Below are 12,940 nucleotides of genomic sequence, written 5' to 3'. Positions count from 1 at the left end.
GAGAATACTTAAACAATATATAATCCCGGTTAACCGCCGGGATTTTTTTGTTCTTTTTAATTATCTTCATAACATGAGAATTGGTAAAATTGCTATAGTGGGCGGGGGCCTGGCTGGTTTAACCGCAGCAATTCACCTGGCTTCCAACAACTTAAAAGTGGTGCTTTTCGAAAAGGATACTTTTCCGCGTCATAAAGTTTGTGGAGAATATCTTTCTAAAGAAATTATTCCTTATCTGAATTCTCTTGATATTTCTCTAAAGTATTTAGCTCCTGTAGAAATTAATACTCTTAATTACAGCACAACATCAGGAAAAAAAGTTTCTTCTGAGTTGGAAATGGGCGGAATAGGAGTAAGCCGCTATGCTCTGGATAATTATCTTTATAAAATGGCTGTAAAAAGAGGTGCTGAAATTATACCGGAAACAGTCACAGACATTACATATTCCAATGATATATTTGAAATCACTACTTCTGAAGGTACAGAACTTACGGCAGATTTCGTTCTTGGCGCTTTTGGGAAAAGGTCGATAATTGACAAAAACCTTGATCGGAACTTCATTCAGAAGAAATCAGAGTGGCTTGCTGTAAAAGCACATTATCGGCATGAAGATTATCCCGACAATCTGGTTTCCCTTCATAACTTTAGAGGTGGCTACTGCGGACTGTCAAAAGTAGAGAACGGAGCTGTTAATGTTTGTTACCTGGCCACGTACAAAAGCTTTAAGGAACATAAAGCTCCCGAAGACTATAAAAACAATGTTCTTTCTGAAAATCCGCACCTTCAGTCCTTCTTCCAGGATGCTAAACCTGCCTTTGAAAAAGATTTGACCATTGCACAAGTTTCATTTGATGAAAAGTCTCTGATTGAAAATCACGTTTTAATGCTGGGAGATGCTGCAGGCTTAATTCATCCTCTATGTGGTAATGGAATGGCCATGGCTATTCACAGTGGCAAAATGGCTTCAGAAGCTATTCTTGCCTTTCATAATAAGAAACTTAGCAATAGAACTGAAGTTGAAGAAGGATATCAAATGAAATGGAATAAAGAATTTAAAACCAGGTTATTAACAGGAAGAGTTTTACAAAGTATTTTGATAAATCCAGGAATGGCCGGGGTCTCTCAAAACCTTATCAGTAAGCTGCCTTTTCTTCTGCCCCACATCATAAAAAGAACTCACGGAAAAACTGTAGCATGAGCAGCATAGATACTTCAAAAAGGACAGATCAGGAGGAGATCATGGATGATTTCGAGTTGAGTGGTGAAGAACTAAAAAAAACCTTGCATGACCTGGATAACATCAATAAATGGCTTGGGGGAAATAACATTACCATTCAGGGAGTACAAAAGCTTCTTGAAAGTGTTCCGAAGGAAATAACTATAGAAATTGTAGATGTCGGCTGCGGAAATGGTGCTATTTTAAGGGAAATAGCAAAATGGGGAAGAAAGAACAACCACAAGTTAAATCTCACAGGTATAGATGCCAATCCACATGCTATAAAAATTGCAGAAGAAATTTCTGAAGGATTTCCGGAGTTGAGATTCGAAACCCTCAACATTTTTAGTGAGGAATTTAAGAATCAGCAATATGATATAATCCTGTGTACGCTCACGCTGCATCACTTTAAAAATCCGGCAATTATAAATTTATTACAGGATTTCTACCGGCAGGCGCGTATTGGGATCGTTATTAACGACCTTCACCGGAGTAAAGCGGCTTACAGGCTTTTCCAGGCCTTTTGCGGCGTATTTATTAATAATGAAATCGCCAGGAAAGATGGATTGATTTCCATCCTGCGCGGATTCAAAAAAGAGGACATTAAAAAACTGGCTGCACAAATTCCTTCAGATAAACAGGAAGTAAGCTGGAAGTGGGCGTTCCGTTACCAGTGGATTATTGAAAAAGAACATTAGAAACATGAGTGTAAAAATTGTAAAGGTTGAAAAAGAACTTCCGGAATATTCCCGGGAAACGGCAGATGTGCTACCATTAGTGGAAACATGGTTGAGTGGACAGGATGAAAGGTTCCGAAGAAAAATTCTGAAAATATTTGAAGGGGCAGGTGTGGATAAGCGTTATTCCATTATGGCTCCCGAAGAAGTTTTTACCTCTACTTCTTTTGAAGATAAGAACAATATTTATGTGCGGGAAGTAAAGAAACTGGGAAAAAATGTTCTTAAAAAATCACTCGATAATGCGCAATGGAAGGCAGATTCGCTGGATTACATTATTACCGTTAGTTGTACGGGAATTATGATTCCTTCGCTGGATGCATATTTGATCAATGACCTAAACTTAAGACAGGATATCACGCGGCTTCCGGTAACCGAAATGGGCTGTGCTGCGGGTATTTCGGGAATGATTTATGCTCATAATTTTCTTAAAGCCAATCCCGGGAAACGGGCAGCGGTGATTGCTGTAGAAAGTCCCACGGCGACTTTTCAGCTCGAGGATTACAGTATGGCAAATATGGTAAGTGCTGCTATTTTTGGCGATGGTGCTGCATGTGTGCTTATGTCTTCTGAAGAAAATATAGAAGGACCTGAAATTCTTGCTGAAGAAATGTATCATTTTTATGATGCAACTCAAATGATGGGATTTGATCTTACCAACCAGGGATTGCAAATGATCCTGGACCAGAGGGTTCCCGAAACTATTTCAAATCATTTTTCAGATATTATTTTTCCTTTTCTGGAAAGAAATAACAGTTCCATAGAAAAAGTAGATCATCTCATTTTTCATCCGGGTGGAAGAAAAATTGTACAAACAGTCTCTGATCTTTTTGGTAACTTAGGAAAGAATATTGATGATACCCGGGAAGTCTTGCGTTTGTATGGCAATATGAGCAGCGCGACGGTACTTTATGTATTGCAGCGGTTTATGGAAAAAGATATTTCTAAGGGGGAACAGGGAATAATGCTCAGTTTTGGTCCCGGATTTTCAGCACAAAGAATCTTATTACAATGGTAGCAGAATTTAAAGATCTAAATTATTGGGCGCTAATTCTTGGCGGCAGTAGCGGCCTGGGATACGCCAGTGCCTGTAAACTTGCAAAGCACGGGATGAATATCATTATTGTTCATCGCGACCGCCGTTCTGAAATTCCGAATATTGAAGAAGCCTTTGATGAAATCCGTGAAACGGGTGTTAGGTTGGAGAGTTTTAATGTAGATGCTGTACAGAAAGAAAAAAGAGCAGGTCTGGTTTCACAAATTTCACAAATTTTAGGTGCTAAGGGAAAAGTCAGGACCATGGTACATAGTATTGCCAAAGGAAATTTAAAGCCAATGACAGGTGAAGAATCCAGGCTCGAAAATATCGATTTTCAGCTAACTATAGATGCAATGGCTTTGAGTTTGTACGACTGGACGCAGGATGTTTTTCGCGCGGGACTGTTTGCAAAAGATGCGAGGATAATTTCATTTACAAGTGAGGGAAATAAGAAGGCCTGGAAGAACTATGCTGCCATTTCTGCCGCTAAAGTTACTTTGGAATCCCTTACGCGTGGCATGGCTCTGGAATTTGCACCTCACGGGATTCGGGCCAACTGTATCCAGGCTGGTATTACCGTTACCCGTTCGTTTGAGATGATTCCGGGTAACGAAACTTTAAAGAACCATGCCTTAAAGCATAATCCCTTTAAGCGGCTCACTGTTCCCAAAGATGTGGCCAACGTGGTTTATCTTTTAAGTAAAGATGAAGCTGGCTGGATTACAGGAACTATTATTCCTGTGAACGGCGGGGAACATTTAATGTAAATCTTTAAGTTTTATCCTTTGGACGTAAAAGAAATCCTTTCCCGGCTGCCGTATTCAAATCCTTTTTTATTTGTAGATGAAGTTACCCAGGTTGACGAAAATGGGCTTTTTGGGCACTACACTTTTCCGCCGGAATCTTTTTTTTATAAAGGTCATTTTAAAAACAACCCTGTAACTCCGGGAGTAATTTTAACTGAATGTATGGCACAGATCGGGCTCGTTTGCCTCGGAATTTTTCTTCTGAATAAAGAGAATTCTAACGCAAAAAATGCGAAAATCGCCCTTAGTTCTTCCGAAATTGAATTTTATAAACCGGTATTCCCGGGAGAAACAGTGAAAGTAGTTTCAAAGAAGCAATATTTCCGGTTTAACAAGCTAAAATGTGTTGTTGAAATGTATAACACTAAAAATGAACTGGTTTGTAAAGGAACAATTGCAGGGATGATGAAATTGAGTAGTGAGTAGTGAGAATTCGGAATTCAAATTTTAAAATTCATCATTTAACATAACGATTTGAGGTTGATAGTTAGAAAAAAATGAAAAAGAGGGTAGTCATAACCGGACTTGGTGTAGCTTCTCCAAATGGAGTTGGAATAGAGGAATTTGAGTCGGCCATCAAAAATGGCAAATCCGGCGTTACATTTCATCCAAAATTAAAGGAATTAAATTTCAGTTGCCAGATAGGAGGGAAGCCGGAAGTTTCAGAAGAAAAACTGAAGGAGTATTTTACTCCGTTACAACTACGCGGACTTAACAGCAGCGGAATTATTTATGGAGTAATTTCGGGAACAGACGCGTGGAGAGACGCGGGTTTGGAAATTTCAGATGAAAAAAATCCCGACTGGGACTCCGGAATTATTTTCGGAACAGGAATTCTGGGTGTGGATAAATTCCGGGAAGCAATTCATCTTATAGATGCAGGAAAAACACGGCGACTTGGGAGCACAAGTGTGATTCAGACTATGGCCAGCGGAATTAGTGCATATTTAGGAGGCATTTTAGGCTGTGGAAATCAAGTAACCACAAATTCTTCAGCCTGTACAACAGGAACTGAAGCTTTGCTAATGGGATTTGAACGTATTCAGGCCGGAAAAGCAAAAAGGATGCTGGTGGGAAGCTGCAGTGATGATGGCCCATATGTCTGGGGTGGTTTTGACGCCATGCGGATTTTACCCGGAAAATATAATGATCGTCCAAAAGCGGCTTCGCGCCCTATGAGTGCATCTGCGGCAGGATTTGTTCCCGGCAGCGGTGCAGGAGCCCTTGTTCTGGAAGATCTTGAATCTGCCTTGGAAAGAGGTGCTAAAATTTATGCCGAAGTCCTGGGCGGGGAAGTAAACAGCGGAGGACAGCGGGCAGGTGGAAGCATGACTGCAGCGAATGATGAGGCGGTACAGCGCTGTATAAGAGGTGCCCTGAAAATGGCAAATATCGACCCACAGCAAATTGATGCTATAAACGGACACTTAACAGCTACTACCAAAGATTCTGTAGAAATTCTTAATTGGACAAAAGCTCTGCAACGTGAGAACAAAGAATTTCCTGTCATTAATTCGCTTAAAGGAATGATTGGTCACTGTTTAAGTGCTTCGGGGAGTATAGAATGTGTTGCGAGTGTGCTTCAGCTTAAAAATGATTTTATCTTCGGGAACATTAATTGCGAAGATCCCGATCCTGAAATTCTCAAAATGATTACCAGTGAGAAAATTCCGCGGAAAACCCTTCAGCAGGAAACAAAAATTCTTGCTAAAGCAAGTTTTGGATTTGGAGATGTAAATGCGGTGGTGATTTTCAGGAAATTCGCTTAATGTACGAGGTAAGAAGTACGAAGATAAAAGGGTTCTTAGGTGTGAGTTGTGAGTTTAAATCGAATTAAAGTGGAGAGTGGAAAGTGGAGAAAATTCTTATGTACGAGGGTAAAATTTTTCAAAAATTTGACGATTTGAAAATTAAATTAGATTCAGGAATTCGGAGACAAGAGCAGGAATGGAAAGAGAAAATAAAAAATAGAAATAGAAAATAACCAATTGTAATAATGACAGATAAAGAAATAATAGAAAAACTAAAAGCTATTGTTACTCCGTATGTTCAGCGGAAGGAGGGGCTGGAGGATTTTAATGAGAAAACAGATTTTATTAATGATCTCAAAATAAACTCTGCTAACCTGGTGGATGTTGTGTTGGATGTGGAAGATGAGTTTAATATAGAAATCGATAACGATTCTATGGATGGGATGCTAACGGTTGGTGATGCAAAGAGGATTATTGAGCGAAAAATGGCTGAAAAATGATAGGAAACGACATTGTGGATCTAAACCTGGCAGCTAAAGAAAGCAACTGGAAAAGACCTGGAATGCATTCTAAAATATTTACAGAAGAGGAGCGGAAGTTATTAAAGAAAGCCAAAAATCAGGAGCAAAGATTCTGGCTCTTTTGGGCAATGAAGGAAGCTGCTTATAAAGCCCATCAAAGAAGGTTTTCACTGCCACGGAAATTTAACCCGAAATCCTTCAGGTGCGAGCCAGATCCTTCAGGAGGATTGGGATCTTCAGGAATGGTAAAGATCGATAATTGGAGTTATTTTACTAGCGCTAAAATTTCAGAAAAAGCAATACATTGTGTGGCTTCCGTAGAAAATTCCGAAGTAAAAAAGATAATTTTTTCAGATACTATAAACCTGAAACAGGAATTGATTTCTGCAGTTGCTAACAGTAAAAAGTTATCTTTCAAAGACTTGGATATAAAAAAAGATTTAAATTTTATTCCGCATCTTATTTTAAAGGGAAAGAATTATAATTTGCCTTTTTCGATCTCGCATCACGGCAACTATTCTGCTTATGTCTTTGCCGTTAATTAAGTGCTAAATCCAGTTAAACCCTTCCAAATTTTCTTTGAAAAACTGTTTCTGAAGTTGTATCTTGAAGCAACTAATATAAAATTTATAGCATATGAAGACTGTTGATAAGATGGAGGTACTGCATAGCCAGTCAGCTGAATTTATTCAGCAAGGAGAAACCGGAAAATTCCTAAAGCTTATTCCGGATACATTTATTATAAAAGGAGAGGAAAAAAATCGCGTTTTTAACCAGGGATATGCTATCAGACATATTAACAGGCAGGATATGATCCTGATTGATGTGGTTGAAGAATCAACAAAGTCCGCAGTAAAAAAACTGGTTACCGACGGTTACAAAATAAAAGGAATTTTACTTACCTGTGACGGTATCGTGGATTCTGCTTATGCAGATCTTGCTACAATAAGTGAAGATGCCGGTGGAGCTCCAATTTTTGCGCATCCAAGAAATAATATTAAGGACGATTTTAAAACTAAAGATATCACCGCTAAGGGAACAGTTTTAAAAGATTTTGCACTTAAAATTGTAGATCTGCCCGGCAATGGAGGAGAATCTGTGCTCGTGTATTCTGAAATTAACGACGGAATGTTGTTTCCGGGAGAGGATGCAGTAGGATCTGATTATGATTCAGATTTAAATACCTTTAGGCGTCCGGAAAATAAGAGTAAAAACAACGACTACGGTCTTGCCGAAAGCTGGAGCGCCTTTAATGAGCCTTTTACTTACTTATTTCCGAGAAAAGGAAAACCAGGATTTAATCTGGAAGAAGGGCACCAGATAGATATTATTGGCAACTTAAGCAAAAGCTAGAAAAACAGTTTAGAGATTATAAGGGTCATTTCAAAGTATAACCTGGCTCGTTTATCAACTCGTCTCTTTCAGGACGAATTCGTGAGCGATGTGGAACAGGGATATTTTCAAATGGCCCTTTTTTATTATTTCGTTTGTTTCGCCCTATTTTTGCTTTTTTCATCCTGTTTTTCCTGCTCTTCTTTTGCATCCTCAGCTTCTTCATTGTCCACCAGAGGATGATCTGTGATTTTAAGTCCGACGATAAGAATAATGCTTGCTATAGTTCCATAAAGCATTGTAACAATTGCAATTAACCCGCCGCCAAGGACAGCAGCCATACCAAGGCTGGTGTAGTAAATGGCGACGTACCAGTTTTCCGGCACTTCATTACTTTCTATTATAGGCAGGTTTAACATCAGGAAAGTGATGGTAGCTACAATAATAAGAATAGTGTCATATTTGGCAATATGCAATACATTTCTGTAATGTTTTTTCGTAAGTCGGGAATTTGCAGACCTGCTGATACTTAATAAGGTAAGCATTAAAGCTAAAATTGTAGAGGACCCCAGAATCACGGTGTTGCACAACATATTAATTCCTGAGAGGGAGGTGGAAAGCATATCCATCGCTCTATATCCCGAAATTTCTCCTAAAATAAAGGTTCCGATACCCATAACCACTGTAGAAACTACTCCTCCTACAATAGCACGTTTAATAATAACATCCATTAATAAATCCTTAGCATTTAAATTTTTCTTCTGAAGCAAATTACTTTTTTCTTCAGCATTTAGATATAAGATATTGTTAAATGGAAGGAACTTCCGGTTCAATTTTAATATTTTAAAGGTAAAATAGCCAACTATGTCAAAATTAAATGTCACTCAAAAATTAATTAAAGAACATCTGCTGGAAGGGGAGATGACGCCAGGGAAAGAAATCGGGATCAAGATAGACCAGGCGCTGCTGCAGGATGCTACCGGTACCCTGGTACAGCTCGAGCTGGAGGCAATGGGATTGAAAAAAGCCAAGACCGAAGTCGCTGTACAATACGTAGATCACAACCTGCTGCAGACCGATTTTAAAAATGCCGATGACCATGCGTTCTTACTTTCGGCATCACGAAAATTCGGACTGTGGTATAGCCGCCCGGGAAATGGTGTGAGCCATCCCGTACATATGGAGCGTTTTGGGAAACCCGGAAAAACAATGGTAGGTTCTGACAGCCATACGCCATCTGCAGGATCTCTGGGAATGCTCGCCATAGGTACTGGAGGACTTGATGTGGCCGCTGCAATTGCAGGACAACCTTATTTTGTTAAAATGCCACAGGTGATGGGAGTGAAGCTTACCGGAAAATTACCAGACTGGGTAAGCGCAAAAGATGTAATCCTGGAGATGCTGCGCAGGTATGATGTTAAAGGAGGTGTGGGAAAAGTTATAGAATATTACGGCGAAGGACTGGATTCTTTAAGTGCCATGGACCGCCACGTCATTGCAAATATGGGTGCTGAACTTGGTGCTACTACCACAGTATTCCCGAGTGACCAGGAAACAAAACGATTTTTAAGGTCTCAGCATCGCGAAGAAGACTGGAGAGAATTGTTGCCAGATGAAGGATGTGAATACGATTTACACGATGAAATTATATTGGACGACCTAATACCTTTAATTGCGCTGCCTACAAGCCCCGGAAATGTTGTGCCGGTAAGTGAAGTGGCCGGAAAAGAAATAGGGCAGGTGGTAATAGGATCATCGGCTAACCCCGGAATCAGGGATTTTTGGATAGCAGGTGCGATTGTGAAAGATAAGAGCGTCGTAGATTATGTCTCTTTCGACATTAACCCGACTTCCCGGCAGGTGATTCAGAATTTAATAGATAATAAAGCATTTGCGAATTTAATAACGGCAGGGGCAAGGTTCCACCAGTCCGGTTGTATGGGTTGTATAGGAATGGGTCAGGCACCCGCATCAGGCACTATCAGTTTAAGAACGATGCCAAGAAATTTCCCAAGTAGATCCGGTACCGAAGACGATCAGGTGCATTTGTGTAGTCCTGAAACAGCGGCAGCTTCAGCATTAACGGGAAAAATCACAGATCCGCGGGATATGGAAAAGTTATTCGGAATGTCTTATCCTAAATTTGAACAACCGGAAAAAGAGATTATCAATACAGATATGCTTGTACCGCCGGCAGAAGAAGGGGATGAAGTTGAATTGAAGAAAGGTCCGAATATTAAGACACTTCCCGAAATAGAACCACTTGTAGATAGTGCAGATGTTCCCGTTTTACTGAAAATGGGAGACAATGTGTCTACAGATGAAATTCTACGTGCCGGAGCTGAAGTCTTACCGTTTAGAAGTAACCTTCCCGAAATTAGCAAGTTCTCTTATTCGGTTATTGACGATACTTTTTACGACAGGGCACAGGATGCAAAAGGAGATTTTGGAGGTCATATTGTGGTTGCCAAAGATAACTACGCCCAGGGATCCAGCCGGGAACACGCCGCACTGGCACCAAAATATCTTGGACAGGTAGCTGTTATCGCAAATTCTTATGCAAGAATTGCATGGCAGAACCTGGTAAACTTCGGAATATTACCGTTGGAATTTATAGATATTGCAGATTATGACAAAATTGAGCAGGGAGATTTGATCAGCTTTAAGAATCTTAGAGAAGATGTAAAAAGCCGCAATAATATTAAAGTCCGTGTGCAAAAATCCGAAAAAGGTAGCGAGCCAATTGAATTCGAGGCCAAACATACCATGAGTGATCGGCAAATAGAAATTCTTTTAAAAGGAGGAATTATAAATGAGTTTAAAGCGAAGCTCAGTAATGAAGAAGTACATGCTGTAGACAAGAATACGGTTACAGATAATGAGCGACAACAGATAAAATAGTTGCCCCCCCTTAATTAAAAAACCCTTCAGAAATAAAACTGAAGGGTTTTTTTATATGCTAAAAATGGTCGGTTTTATCGGGTACTCATTTTCGATTTTAGCTTTTGCAATTGCTTTTCAACATCACGTACAGATTCTGCAGCGGCAGCTTCATATGAATCTTCATTAGATTGTGCGAAAAGCTGTGGCCCCGGTACACTCAATTTAATATTACAGATATAGCCTTTGGGGTCCTGGTTTTCCTCCCTCTTAAAATGTACTTCTGCACGTACAATAAAATCGTACTTAACTTCCAGTTTATCCAGTTTATTTTGGGTGTACTCTTCCAGAGCTTCACTCTTTTGAATACCTACATATTCGAAATTAGTTTCCATAAATTAAAAATTTTTATTTCCATACAAGGAAATTAAATTCAGGTAGGTCACCAAGGTAATTATAGGTTTCTTTTGAAAGATTTATGATTGCTTTAGAGGAAATTTTTCCATATTTCTGCGGAAGAAGATTTTAAAAAGACGCAGAAGCGCTTAGCTGAAAGAGCCAGGAACAAAGACAAACATTGAAAATTTAAGAACAGTATTTTTAAACTGTCGCTTTCGCGGAAAAAGATTAACTGAAGACCGTCTTAGAGCACGATAATTGCCATTTTCAGGATACAGTTTGAAAATAACTTTAAGCTGGAGAAAAGTTGGTTTTATTTCTTCGAAGAAAATTCAGCTAATGCTGAAATATGTAACCAGGAGCAGCAAATGATCCTATTTAACCTAATTTTTTTAGTTGAAACTGATGTTTTCCCTTAATTTTAATAGTAAATGAAGATTTTGTATTGAATTTTTATGCTCTCAAACCAATAGTGATAAAATAAACGCTCAATTAATGAACCAGAGATTAAAAATGTCAATTTTCGACCTCTATGCAGAAAGAAAACCGGAAGGATTCTAATTTCTTTTTTAGAAAGAAATTCGTAGCTTCCTCATAACATAGAAAATATTACATATGAAGAAAATAGCCTTATTTCGATATCTGCTGCTTGTCATGTGCGTTACTTTGATATCCTGCGGAGGAAGCAGGAGTCGGACATCAGACTCCGATTTGAAAGCTTATGAGAAGCTGCAGGAACTGGTAAACAGTCGCGGGTTCGAAATTGAAAACCAGTGGGCGATCCCGTTACGCGGAGGCCGGATTAATTTAATTGGTAATCCAAATTTTATACGTTTTAAAGGAGACAGTGCAGATGTTTTCCTTCCGTATTTTGGCGTACGGCAGTCCGGTGGCGGATATGGCGAAGGCGGTGGTATAGAATACAAAGGACCTACAGAAGATCTGGAGATAATAGAAAATCGGGAAAACAAAAACATCAGGATAAAATTTGATGGGAAGATGGGCACCGAAAGTTTGAGTTTCTACATAAACCTCCATCCAAACGGAAACGCTGAAACCTCAGTGAACAGTAACCAGCGGGATGCGATAAGTTACCGTGGTGACCTGGAGCCATTGAAAGAAGAAAACGAATAAATTGGAAAACTGCAAATTCTAGTGTTGGCTAAAAATATTTAACTAAGATTTCTATATTCATTTGGAGTATATCCGGTATTCTTTTTAAACATTCTATTGAAATGCTGCGGATATTTAAATCCTAATTCATAGGCGATCTGGCTAACAGAGCTATCGGTATCAAAAATCCGGTCTTTAGCAACATTTATCAATTTCAGGTGGATATGATCCAGAGCCGACTTACCGGTTTCTTTTTTTATCAGATCCCCAAAATAATTTGCTGAAAGATTCAATTGTTCAGCAAAATAACCAACGGAAGGCAGGCCGTATTTTTGAGGATTTTCAGACTGAAAATATTCATTCAGCAATCCTTCAAATTTTGATACTATTCCCTGGTTTAAATCTTCGCGGGTTATGAATTGCCGGTCATAAAATCGCTCACAATAATTCAAAAGTAATTCAATATTACTGGTGATGATGGTTTTACTGTGTTTATCGATATTCTGATCGAGTTCGTAATCTATTTTTAAGAATAATTCAGTGATGATCTGCTGCTCTTTATCTGATAAATGGAGGGCTTCATTTAGATCATATGAAGAATGAATAGGTATGGATTTTATTTGCAAGGAAAGTGTCTTTAACAAAATCAAGATGGAAAAGAAGTGCAAAGCCTTTTGGGTTATAATCCTTTTCACTTTTAATACCAACAACCTGACCTGGTCCCATGAAGACCATAGTCCCTTCTTCATAATCATAAGTATTCCTGCCGTATTTCAATTCCCCACAGTTCACTCCTTTTAAAAAGATCGCATAAAACTCAAAGCTGAACTTTCCGCTAGACAACGGTTTTGCCGTACCGCTGTCAAAAGATGTAATTAATGGATGTCTTGTCTTGATCTCTTTAAGTGTGTTGTATTGGGTAATGCTTTCCACTTTCAATATCTCTTCCATAAGGCTTTTTGTTTACTCGATAATCGAGATTTTAATGCTCCGAGGCTTGCCTCGAAATCGAAAATCATTTCTTCTTAATGCTTCGTGGGCTTGCCCCGAAGCAATTTACTTCAAAACAAATATACCAATCAGAGTTTTAAGAAATTGAACTATTAGTAATAATGGTAAGAATATCAGTAATCTGTATACCACATA

At 39.0% G+C, this 12,940-nt stretch carries 15 protein-coding genes; 11 read left to right on the top strand and 4 right to left on the bottom strand.

Annotated elements, in window-relative coordinates:
• The first annotated feature begins 73 nt into the window (after positions 1-73).
• The 9 genes from RM545_RS13150 (at position 74) to RM545_RS13110 (ending at position 7,423) form a co-directional block, all read left to right on the top strand.
• Positions 74-1,198 carry an NAD(P)/FAD-dependent oxidoreductase gene (locus RM545_RS13150; RefSeq protein WP_311495743.1) on the top strand — a complete coding sequence of 375 codons (1,125 nt, stop codon included), beginning with the start codon at positions 74-76 and terminating at the stop codon, positions 1,196-1,198.
• Positions 1,195-1,914, top strand: coding sequence for a methyltransferase domain-containing protein (locus RM545_RS13145; RefSeq protein WP_311495742.1), 720 nt, complete (start codon positions 1,195-1,197; stop codon positions 1,912-1,914). The genes RM545_RS13150 and RM545_RS13145 overlap by 4 nt, the downstream gene beginning before the upstream one ends.
• A 4-nt stretch (positions 1,915-1,918) precedes the next feature.
• On the top strand, positions 1,919-2,971 hold the full coding sequence (locus tag RM545_RS13140) for a type III polyketide synthase (protein WP_311495741.1): 1,053 nt from the start codon (positions 1,919-1,921) through the stop codon (positions 2,969-2,971).
• Positions 2,965-3,759, top strand: a complete 795-nt coding sequence (locus RM545_RS13135) for an SDR family oxidoreductase (protein ID WP_311495740.1) — start codon at positions 2,965-2,967, stop codon at positions 3,757-3,759. Before RM545_RS13140 ends, RM545_RS13135 begins: the two co-directional genes overlap by 7 nt.
• Positions 3,760-3,777: 18 nt before the next feature.
• Positions 3,778-4,224: a 3-hydroxyacyl-ACP dehydratase FabZ family protein gene (locus RM545_RS13130; RefSeq protein WP_311495739.1), complete on the top strand. Its 447-nt coding sequence runs from the start codon at positions 3,778-3,780 to the stop codon at positions 4,222-4,224.
• A 71-nt stretch (positions 4,225-4,295) separates the two neighbouring features.
• The gene (locus tag RM545_RS13125; protein ID WP_311495738.1) at positions 4,296-5,567 is read left to right on the top strand and encodes a beta-ketoacyl-[acyl-carrier-protein] synthase family protein; all 1,272 of its coding nucleotides are present in this window, start codon (positions 4,296-4,298) and stop codon (positions 5,565-5,567) included.
• A 227-nt stretch (positions 5,568-5,794) separates the two neighbouring features.
• A complete protein-coding gene (locus tag RM545_RS13120; protein WP_311495737.1) occupies positions 5,795-6,049 on the top strand; it encodes an acyl carrier protein in 255 nt (84 codons plus the stop codon).
• On the top strand, positions 6,046-6,615 hold the full coding sequence (locus RM545_RS13115; RefSeq protein ID WP_311495736.1) for a 4'-phosphopantetheinyl transferase family protein: 570 nt from the start codon (positions 6,046-6,048) through the stop codon (positions 6,613-6,615). Before RM545_RS13120 ends, RM545_RS13115 begins: the two co-directional genes overlap by 4 nt.
• 91 nt (positions 6,616-6,706) lie before the next feature.
• Complete coding sequence (locus RM545_RS13110; RefSeq protein WP_311495735.1) at positions 6,707-7,423, top strand: hypothetical protein; 717 nt, start codon at positions 6,707-6,709, stop codon at positions 7,421-7,423.
• A gap of 125 nt (positions 7,424-7,548) precedes the next feature.
• Here RM545_RS13110 and RM545_RS13105 read toward each other — a convergent pair whose 3' ends face one another.
• Complete coding sequence (locus RM545_RS13105; RefSeq protein WP_311495734.1) at positions 7,549-8,235, bottom strand: hypothetical protein; 687 nt, start codon at positions 8,233-8,235, stop codon at positions 7,549-7,551.
• 31 nt (positions 8,236-8,266) lie between these two features.
• On the opposite strand from RM545_RS13105, the gene RM545_RS13100 reads away from it, so the two are divergent.
• The gene (locus RM545_RS13100; protein WP_311495733.1) at positions 8,267-10,303 is read left to right on the top strand and encodes an aconitate hydratase; all 2,037 of its coding nucleotides are present in this window, start codon (positions 8,267-8,269) and stop codon (positions 10,301-10,303) included.
• 74 nt (positions 10,304-10,377) lie between these two features.
• Here RM545_RS13100 and hpf read toward each other — a convergent pair whose 3' ends face one another.
• Positions 10,378-10,677: a ribosome hibernation-promoting factor, HPF/YfiA family gene (hpf, locus tag RM545_RS13095; RefSeq protein ID WP_311495732.1), complete on the bottom strand. Its 300-nt coding sequence runs from the start codon at positions 10,675-10,677 to the stop codon at positions 10,378-10,380.
• Between the two features lie 619 nt (positions 10,678-11,296).
• On the opposite strand from hpf, the gene RM545_RS13090 reads away from it, so the two are divergent.
• A complete protein-coding gene (locus RM545_RS13090) occupies positions 11,297-11,815 on the top strand; it encodes a DUF4251 domain-containing protein (RefSeq protein ID WP_311495731.1) in 519 nt (172 codons plus the stop codon).
• 38 nt (positions 11,816-11,853) lie between these two features.
• Here RM545_RS13090 and RM545_RS13085 read toward each other — a convergent pair whose 3' ends face one another.
• A complete protein-coding gene (locus RM545_RS13085; protein WP_311495730.1) occupies positions 11,854-12,420 on the bottom strand; it encodes a helix-turn-helix domain-containing protein in 567 nt (188 codons plus the stop codon).
• Positions 12,383-12,745: a cupin domain-containing protein gene (locus RM545_RS13080; RefSeq protein WP_311495729.1), complete on the bottom strand. Its 363-nt coding sequence runs from the start codon at positions 12,743-12,745 to the stop codon at positions 12,383-12,385. Before RM545_RS13080 ends, RM545_RS13085 begins: the two co-directional genes overlap by 38 nt.
• Between the last annotated feature and the right edge of the window lie 195 nt (positions 12,746-12,940).

Origin of the sequence: Autumnicola lenta (genome assembly GCF_031846515.1) — a bacterium.
Classification (GTDB): domain Bacteria; phylum Bacteroidota; class Bacteroidia; order Flavobacteriales; family Flavobacteriaceae; genus Autumnicola; species Autumnicola lenta.
Note: the sequence above shows the minus strand (reverse complement) of the source record. Positions and strands in the feature narration are given on the sequence as shown.

What these genes read in the sequence shown, in the direction of transcription:
- hpf (WP_311495732.1), bottom strand. Translation starts at nt 10,677, where the DNA reads ATGGAAACTAATTTCGAATATGTAGGTATTCAAAAGAGTGAAGCTCTG.
- RM545_RS13120 (WP_311495737.1), top strand. Translation starts at nt 5,795, where the DNA reads ATGACAGATAAAGAAATAATAGAAAAACTAAAAGCTATTGTTACTCCG.
- RM545_RS13140 (WP_311495741.1), top strand. Translation starts at nt 1,919, where the DNA reads ATGAGTGTAAAAATTGTAAAGGTTGAAAAAGAACTTCCGGAATATTCC.
- RM545_RS13145 (WP_311495742.1), top strand. Translation starts at nt 1,195, where the DNA reads ATGAGCAGCATAGATACTTCAAAAAGGACAGATCAGGAGGAGATCATG.
- RM545_RS13100 (WP_311495733.1), top strand. Translation starts at nt 8,267, where the DNA reads ATGTCAAAATTAAATGTCACTCAAAAATTAATTAAAGAACATCTGCTG.
- RM545_RS13150 (WP_311495743.1), top strand. Translation starts at nt 74, where the DNA reads ATGAGAATTGGTAAAATTGCTATAGTGGGCGGGGGCCTGGCTGGTTTA.
- RM545_RS13125 (WP_311495738.1), top strand. Translation starts at nt 4,296, where the DNA reads ATGAAAAAGAGGGTAGTCATAACCGGACTTGGTGTAGCTTCTCCAAAT.
- RM545_RS13135 (WP_311495740.1), top strand. Translation starts at nt 2,965, where the DNA reads ATGGTAGCAGAATTTAAAGATCTAAATTATTGGGCGCTAATTCTTGGC.
- RM545_RS13090 (WP_311495731.1), top strand. Translation starts at nt 11,297, where the DNA reads ATGAAGAAAATAGCCTTATTTCGATATCTGCTGCTTGTCATGTGCGTT.
- RM545_RS13080 (WP_311495729.1), bottom strand. Translation starts at nt 12,745, where the DNA reads ATGGAAGAGATATTGAAAGTGGAAAGCATTACCCAATACAACACACTT.
- RM545_RS13110 (WP_311495735.1), top strand. Translation starts at nt 6,707, where the DNA reads ATGAAGACTGTTGATAAGATGGAGGTACTGCATAGCCAGTCAGCTGAA.
- RM545_RS13115 (WP_311495736.1), top strand. Translation starts at nt 6,046, where the DNA reads ATGATAGGAAACGACATTGTGGATCTAAACCTGGCAGCTAAAGAAAGC.